We start from the raw sequence: 6,866 nt of genomic DNA on the forward strand, positions 1-6,866 counted from the left end.
CTATTTACTTACCTTATTAAATTGTTCGAAAAGCCATTTTTTCTGCTCTTCAATCGATAAGTCGGTATTATCCAGGAGCAGCGCATCTTCTGCTTTGCGCAACGGACTTACTTCACGGTTTTGATCGATATAATCCCGTTGTTTCACATTTTCCAGAATCTCGTCGAAGCTGGCTTCCTGTCCCTTTGCTTTCAGTTCGTCATAACGGCGTTGAGCACGGATTTCGGGAGTGGCGGTTACAAATATTTTCAGTTCCGCATCCGGGAAAACAGTGGTACCTATGTCCCGGCCATCCATGACAATCCCCTTCTCATTTCCCATTGCTTGTTGTTGAGCTACCATTGCTTCACGTACGAAGTCGAGCGTACTGATAGGACTCACTTTGGAAGAAACCTCCATCGAACGGATTTTATTCTCTACATTCACACCGTTGAGATAAGTGTCGGGACGTCCGGTTTCCTTATTCAGCCGGAACGATATATGAATGTCCTTAATTTCTTTTTTCAGCCTCTCCGTATCGATAACGTCTCCGTCGAAAATTCCGTTTTCTATACTATATAAAGTGACCGCACGATACATGGCTCCGCTGTCAATGTAAATGTAGCCCACTTCACGGGCCAGATCTTTAGCCATTGTGCTTTTTCCGCAAGAGGAAAAACCATCGATTGCAATTGTTATCTTTTTCATATTCAGTTCATCTGATTTGTCCGCCAAAGATACGGTAAATTTGAAAATCAACCATAAGTTTGCCGTTAAAAGGAGCAAGACAAGTACGAAAGAATTAAAAAAGTTAAAAAGCTGGATAAAAAGAGGCAAAGAGGGGAACGAATACATGAAAATGTACTATATTTGCCCGGAGACACATGAAAGGACACTTTTTTTAATCATTATATTAATAAATTTATGGAAGTTAAAAAATCACCCAAAGCAGACCTGGAAGGCAAGAAGTCTACATGGTTGCTCGTTGGTTACGTGGTAGTTCTAGCTTTCATGTTCGTGGCGTTCGAATGGACCCAGCGTGACGTGAAGATTGATACAAGCCAGGCAGTAGCTGATGTCGTGTTTGAAGAGGAAATTATTCCTATTACCGAAACCCCTGAACAAGCAGCTCCACCACCACCTGAAGCTCCAAAAGTAGCAGAATTGCTGGAGATTGTGGATGATAAAGCTGATATTGAGGAAACAACAACTATTATCAATGAAGATAACCAAGCTCGTGTAGAAGTAAAATATGTGCCTGTACAAGTTGTTGAAGAAGAACCGGAAGAACAGACTATTTTCGAGGTTGTAGAAAACATGCCGGACTTCCCGGGCGGACAAGCAGCTTTGATGCAGTATCTGGCAAAGAATATTAAATATCCGACTATCGCACAGGAAAACGGAACTCAAGGACGTGTTATCGTACAGTTCGTTGTTAACAGAGACGGTAGTATCGTAGATGCGAAGGTTGTACGTAGCGTTGACCCGTATCTGGATAAAGAAGCCCTCCGTGTGATTAATACCATGCCGAAGTGGAAACCAGGTATGCAGCGCGGAAAACCGGTACGTGTTAAATTTACGGTTCCTGTGATGTTTAGATTGCAGTAATTTGTAATAATATAAATTAGGAGGCTGCTTTCGGCAGCCTCTTTTTATTCATTAATTTTTTTATTCATCATGTTTACAGCTTCTCAATTACTTGATAAGATAAATCATCATATTTCTGAAATTCAGTTTACCCGGACGCCGAAAGGACTTTATGAACCGATTGAATATATCCTTTCTCTGGGTGGGAAGCGGATACGTCCTGTATTAATGTTGATGGGATATAACTTGTATCGGGAGGATGTGGCGTCTATATACGATCCTGCCACTGCAATTGAAGTTTACCACAACCACACCTTGTTGCATGATGATTTGATGGATCGCTCGGATGTGCGCAGAGGCAAACCTACTGTACACAAAGTATGGAACGATAACACTGCTGTTCTTTCGGGAGATGCTATGTTGATTCTGGCATTTCGCTATATGACGGGATGTCCGCAGGAACATCTGAAAGAAGTGATGGATTTATTCAGTCTGACTACACTTGAGATCTGTGAAGGGCAGCAGCTGGATATGGAATTTGAGTCCCGCTGTGATGTGACAGAAGACGAATACATTGAAATGATTCGTTTGAAAACGGCTGTGTTGCTTGCTGCTAGTCTTAAAATCGGTGCAATTTTGGCAGGAGCGACTGCTGAAGATGCAGAGAATCTTTATAATTTTGGAATGCATATCGGAGTCGCGTTCCAATTGCAGGATGATTTGTTGGATGTATATGGAGACCCGGAAGTGTTCGGGAAGAAGATAGGCGGAGACATTCTTTGCAATAAAAAAACATATATGCTTATCAAAGCACTGGAGCACGCAGATGAAAAGCAGCAGGAAGAATTGAATCGTTGGTTGAATGCAGAAACTTTTCAACCAGCAGAAAAAATAAAAGCGGTAACTGAAATCTATAATCAGTTGAATATCCGTAATGTCTGCGAAAACAAAATGCGTGAATATTACACCCTTGCTATGGAAAGCCTGGCTGCAGTCGCCGTTGCAGAAGACAGGAAAAAAGAATTGAAGAATCTTGTGAAATTATTAATGTATCGTGAAATGTAGCTAAGTGTCAGAGATATGCCTTACAGACGATTACCAAATACAGATCAAGCAAGAGTTCGGGCGTTGAAAGCGGCAGTCGAAAAGGGGGAGATGTATAACGTACGTGACTTGGCTATTACATTAAAGACATTATTTGAGGCACGTAATTTCTTACATCGGTTCGAGGCTGCGCAAATTTATTATACACAGTGTTACAACAACCAGTCGCGTGCCAGCCGTAAGCATCAGATGAACGTGAAGACCGCCCGGTTGTATATCTCTCATTTTATCCAGGTACTCAATTTGGCAGTACTTCGGGATGAAATCAAAGTGGCGCATAAAGAATTATATGGCCTGCCTGCTTCAAACACAGTGCCGGACCTGTTGAGTGAAGCCGCACTGGTAGAGTGGGGGAAGAAAATAATTGAAGGCGAACAACAAAGAACAACTCAAGGCGGCATACCTATTTATAATCCGACTATTGCACGTGTAAAAGTGCATTATGATATTTTTCTGGAAAGCTACGAACGACAGAAAAACTATCAGGCATTAACCAACCGCAGTCTTGATGAACTGGCATCCATGCGTGGGCGTGCAGATGAATTGATTCTGGATATCTGGAACCAGGTAGAAGCTAAATATCAGGATATCACTCCCAATGATACCAGGTTAGAAAAATGTCGCGACTACGGACTGATATATTATTATCGCTCCAGCGAGAAAGTAAAAGAAGAAAAAGAAATATCATGCTGATAGATACTCATTCTCACCTTTTTGTTGAAGAATTTACCGAAGACCTGCCGCAGGTGATGGAACGTGCACGGAAAGCGGGAGTTTCCTATATTTTCATGCCCAATATAGACAGTACCACCATTGATGCTATGTTGTCAGTGTGTAGGGATTATCCGGGTTTTTGCTATCCGATGATCGGGCTGCACCCGACTTCCGTCAATGAATCCTATGAACAGGAATTAGCAGTTGTACACAAGTACTTGTCGACTTCTAATGAATTTGTGGCTATCGGAGAAATAGGCCTCGACCTTTATTGGGACAAGACTTTTCTGAAAGAACAAATTTTGGCTTTTGAAAAGCAAATAGAGTGGGCACTAGAGTATGACCTTCCGATTGTAATTCATTCAAGAGAAGCATTTGAATATATATATAAGGTAATGGAGCCCTATAAAAAGACGCCATTGACCGGCATTTTTCATAGTTTCACCGGGACATCGGAAGAAGCGGCGAAATTGTTGGAATTCGAAGGATTTATGTTAGGCATTAACGGAGTCGTTACTTTTAAGAAATCGACTTTACCGGAAACACTGACGACAGTTCCTTTAGAACGCATTGTGCTCGAAACCGACTCCCCTTATTTAGCTCCTGTACCGAACCGGGGGAAGAGAAATGAGAGCGCCAATGTAAAAGACACACTTATGAAGGTGGCGGAGATTTATCAGATAACTCCAGAGCACGTAGCAGAGGTCACTTCTGTTAATGCGCTAAAAGTGTTTGGAATCCGCAAATAAGGTTCGAAAGGTTTTAAATTATATTAATTTGCAGTATTTATTCAAGATAAAAGAGGGAGAATGCTTCAAGAAAAGAAAAAAAAGAATACATTTGTAGCTGAAAATGCAGAAAACATGCAGGGAGAGATGCTCGAGTGGTTGAAGAGGCACGCCTGGAAAGCGTGTATACGCCAAAAGTGTATCCGGGGTTCGAATCCCCGTCTCTCCGCAGACATGAAAAAGAGAAGAGAAGTAAATACAATAATAATAATCAATTAATTAATCTTAAAAATTAGACACACAATGAAAAAGTTATTTGCAATTGTTGCTGTGATTGGGGCCTTCACTTTTGGCTCAATTCAACTTGCTCAGGCTCAAGATGCTCCTGCAGCAGAACAAACTGAACAACAAGCTGCTCCTGCCGCTGAAGCTACTACTGCTGCTGCTCCTGCTGCAGAAGAAGGTGGTATTCACAAGGAAATCAAAGTTAAATTCATCGAAGGTACTGCATCTTTCATGAGTTTGGTAGCTATCGCTTTGGTGATCGGTTTGGCTTTCTGTATCGAACGTATCATTTATTTGAGCTTGGCTGAAATCAACACAAAAAAATTCATGGCATCTATCGAAGCTGCTTTGGAAAAAGGTGATGTTGAAGCTGCTAAAGACATTGCTCGTAACACCAGAGGTCCGGTTGCTTCTATTTACTATCAAGGTCTGATGAGAATTGATCAGGGTATTGATGTAGTTGAGAAGTCAGTTGTATCTTACGGTGGTGTACAGGCTGGTTACCTTGAAAAAGGATGTTCTTGGATCACACTGTTTATCGCAATGGCTCCGTCACTCGGATTCTTGGGTACTGTAATCGGTATGGTGCAGGCATTTGATAAAATCCAGCAGGTAGGTGATATCTCTCCGACGGTTGTTGCAGGTGGTATGAAAGTTGCCTTGATTACAACTATCTTCGGTTTGATCGTAGCATTGATCCTTCAGGTATTCTACAACTATGTACTTGCTAAGATTGAAGCTCTGACTAGCGAAATGGAAGATTCTTCTATCTCTTTGTTAGACATGGTAATCAAATATAACTTGAAATACAAAAAATAATCGAAGATGAGTAAGTTAACATATAGAGCATCGTATTATGCACTTTATGCGATGTTTGCCATCATCCTGATCGTATTGTGCCTTTTCTTCTTGGGAGGAGATGCAACAGGCGATGCAGTGATTGCGGGAGTAGATCCCGAGATGTGGCAGCCGGCTCAAACAGACGCCTTACTTTATTTGATGTATGCTTTGTTTGGCATTGCCATTGCAGCTACTATACTTGGTGCAATATTCCAATTTGGAGCAGCCTTGAAAGATAATCCGGCAAATGCTATCAAATCTTTACTTGGTTTGGTTCTTTTAGTTGTTGTTTTAGTTGTTGCTTGGTCTATGGGTGACGGAACACCAATGCAGATTCAGGGCTATAGCGGTACAGACAACGTTCCTTTTTGGCTGAAAATAACTGATATGTTCCTTTATTCTATTTACATCCTGTTGTTTGTAACAGTTGTTGCAATCATCGTGAGTGGCATAAAGAAGAAATTATCCTAATCAATTGAGTAATTCTCAATTAAATAAGTAATAACAATGGCAAGAGGAAAAAGAAAAGTTCCTGATATTAACTCAAGTTCTACGGCGGATATCGCTTTCTTGTTGCTGATCTTCTTCTTGATTACAACATCAATGGATACGGACCGTGGTTTGGCAAGACTTTTGCCTCCACCGCCCGAAGATCAAGATCAGGATAATACTGATAAAATCAAAGAACGTAACGTATTGCAGGTATACTTGAATAAAGATGATGCTTTGATGTGCGGTAATGATTATATCGGTGTTGATCAGTTGAGAGAGAAAGCTAAAGAATTTATTGCTAACGTTGCTAACGCAGAACATATGCCTGAAAAAACACAAAAGAATGTAGAATTCTTTGGCACATATCTGGTTAATGACAAGCACGTAATTTCTTTGCAGAATGACCGTGGATCTTCTTATCAGGCTTATATCAGCGTGCAGAACGAATTGGTGGCTGCATACAATGAATTGAGAGACGAGTTGGCTGAACAGAAATTTGGAACTACATATGCGGAATTGAATGACGATCAGCAAAAAGCGATTCGTGAAATTTATCCGCAACGAATTTCTGAAGCAGAACCTAAAAAATACGGAGAAAAAAAGAAGTAAGTAATGGGAAAATTTAATAAGACTGGTAAACGTGAAATGCCGGCATTGAATACTTCTTCGTTGCCTGACCTTATCTTTACCTTGTTGTTCTTCTTTATGATTGTAACAACAATGCGTGAGGTAACGTTAAAGGTACAGTTTACACTTCCGCAAGGTACTGAACTCGAAAAACTGGAGAAGAAATCGCTGGTAACATTCATCTATGTAGGAGAACCTACACAGGAATATCGCGCAAAAATGGGTACTGAAAGTCGTATTCAGCTCAACGACAGCTATGCTGAAGTGGGTGAAGTACAGGACTTCATTTTCCAGGAACGTGCAAGTATGAATGAAGGTGATGCAGCTAAAATGACTGTATCTCTGAAAGTAGACCAAAAGACAAAGATGGGTATTATTACTGACGTAAAAAATGCTCTTAGAAAATCTTATGCTTTGAAGATTAACTATTCAGCTACTAAACGTGGTGAAAAGTAATTAGTTAATTTGATATATAAAAAGGAAGGGTGTCCAAATCGGTTTGGACACCCT

General features: G+C 40.8%; 9 protein-coding genes and 1 tRNA gene. 9 read left to right on the forward strand and 1 reads right to left on the reverse strand.

What is annotated here, in order from left to right:
- Positions 1–834 (reverse strand): (d)CMP kinase, encoded by an 834-nt coding sequence (cmk, locus tag LPH68_RS03160; protein ID WP_004315779.1) that lies wholly within the window; start codon positions 832–834, stop codon positions 1–3.
- A gap of 69 nt (positions 835–903) precedes the next feature.
- Between cmk and LPH68_RS03165 the strand changes: the two genes are divergently transcribed.
- The 9 genes from LPH68_RS03165 (at position 904) to LPH68_RS03205 (ending at position 6,812) form a co-directional block, all read left to right on the forward strand.
- Positions 904–1,587 carry an energy transducer TonB gene (locus LPH68_RS03165; RefSeq protein WP_004306792.1) on the forward strand — a complete coding sequence of 228 codons (684 nt, stop codon included), beginning with the start codon at positions 904–906 and terminating at the stop codon, positions 1,585–1,587.
- Between the two features lie 69 nt (positions 1,588–1,656).
- Positions 1,657–2,631: a polyprenyl synthetase family protein gene (locus LPH68_RS03170; protein ID WP_008641165.1), complete on the forward strand. Its 975-nt coding sequence runs from the start codon at positions 1,657–1,659 to the stop codon at positions 2,629–2,631.
- Between the two features lie 15 nt (positions 2,632–2,646).
- Complete coding sequence (locus LPH68_RS03175; protein WP_008641167.1) at positions 2,647–3,363, forward strand: hypothetical protein; 717 nt, start codon at positions 2,647–2,649, stop codon at positions 3,361–3,363.
- Positions 3,357–4,133 (forward strand): TatD family hydrolase, encoded by a 777-nt coding sequence (locus tag LPH68_RS03180; protein ID WP_004315776.1) that lies wholly within the window; start codon positions 3,357–3,359, stop codon positions 4,131–4,133. The genes LPH68_RS03175 and LPH68_RS03180 overlap by 7 nt, the downstream gene beginning before the upstream one ends.
- 120 nt (positions 4,134–4,253) lie before the next feature.
- Positions 4,254–4,341: transfer RNA gene (locus LPH68_RS03185), tRNA-Ser, on the forward strand.
- 74 nt (positions 4,342–4,415) lie between these two features.
- Positions 4,416–5,216 carry a MotA/TolQ/ExbB proton channel family protein gene (locus tag LPH68_RS03190; RefSeq protein ID WP_004315775.1) on the forward strand — a complete coding sequence of 267 codons (801 nt, stop codon included), beginning with the start codon at positions 4,416–4,418 and terminating at the stop codon, positions 5,214–5,216.
- A 6-nt stretch (positions 5,217–5,222) separates the two neighbouring features.
- Positions 5,223–5,708 carry a hypothetical protein gene (locus tag LPH68_RS03195; RefSeq protein WP_008019454.1) on the forward strand — a complete coding sequence of 162 codons (486 nt, stop codon included), beginning with the start codon at positions 5,223–5,225 and terminating at the stop codon, positions 5,706–5,708.
- A gap of 36 nt (positions 5,709–5,744) precedes the next feature.
- Positions 5,745–6,338, forward strand: coding sequence for a biopolymer transporter ExbD (locus LPH68_RS03200; protein ID WP_004315773.1), 594 nt, complete (start codon positions 5,745–5,747; stop codon positions 6,336–6,338).
- A gap of 3 nt (positions 6,339–6,341) precedes the next feature.
- Complete coding sequence (locus LPH68_RS03205; RefSeq protein WP_004315772.1) at positions 6,342–6,812, forward strand: biopolymer transporter ExbD; 471 nt, start codon at positions 6,342–6,344, stop codon at positions 6,810–6,812.
- Positions 6,813–6,866 lie beyond the last annotated feature (54 nt).

Source organism: Bacteroides sp. 1_1_30, assembly GCF_020982715.1.
GTDB classification, from domain to species: Bacteria; Bacteroidota; Bacteroidia; order Bacteroidales; family Bacteroidaceae; genus Bacteroides; species Bacteroides xylanisolvens.

Bases quoted from the DNA above. Each gene is read 5' to 3' on its own strand.
- cmk (WP_004315779.1), bottom strand. From the start codon at position 834: ATGTATTCGTTCCCCTCTTTGCCTCTTTTTATCCAGCTTTTTAACTTT.
- LPH68_RS03165 (WP_004306792.1), top strand. From the start codon at position 904: ATGGAAGTTAAAAAATCACCCAAAGCAGACCTGGAAGGCAAGAAGTCT.
- LPH68_RS03170 (WP_008641165.1), top strand. From the start codon at position 1,657: ATGTTTACAGCTTCTCAATTACTTGATAAGATAAATCATCATATTTCT.
- LPH68_RS03175 (WP_008641167.1), top strand. From the start codon at position 2,647: ATGCCTTACAGACGATTACCAAATACAGATCAAGCAAGAGTTCGGGCG.
- LPH68_RS03180 (WP_004315776.1), top strand. From the start codon at position 3,357: ATGCTGATAGATACTCATTCTCACCTTTTTGTTGAAGAATTTACCGAA.
- LPH68_RS03190 (WP_004315775.1), top strand. From the start codon at position 4,416: ATGAAAAAGTTATTTGCAATTGTTGCTGTGATTGGGGCCTTCACTTTT.
- LPH68_RS03195 (WP_008019454.1), top strand. From the start codon at position 5,223: ATGAGTAAGTTAACATATAGAGCATCGTATTATGCACTTTATGCGATG.
- LPH68_RS03200 (WP_004315773.1), top strand. From the start codon at position 5,745: ATGGCAAGAGGAAAAAGAAAAGTTCCTGATATTAACTCAAGTTCTACG.
- LPH68_RS03205 (WP_004315772.1), top strand. From the start codon at position 6,342: ATGGGAAAATTTAATAAGACTGGTAAACGTGAAATGCCGGCATTGAAT.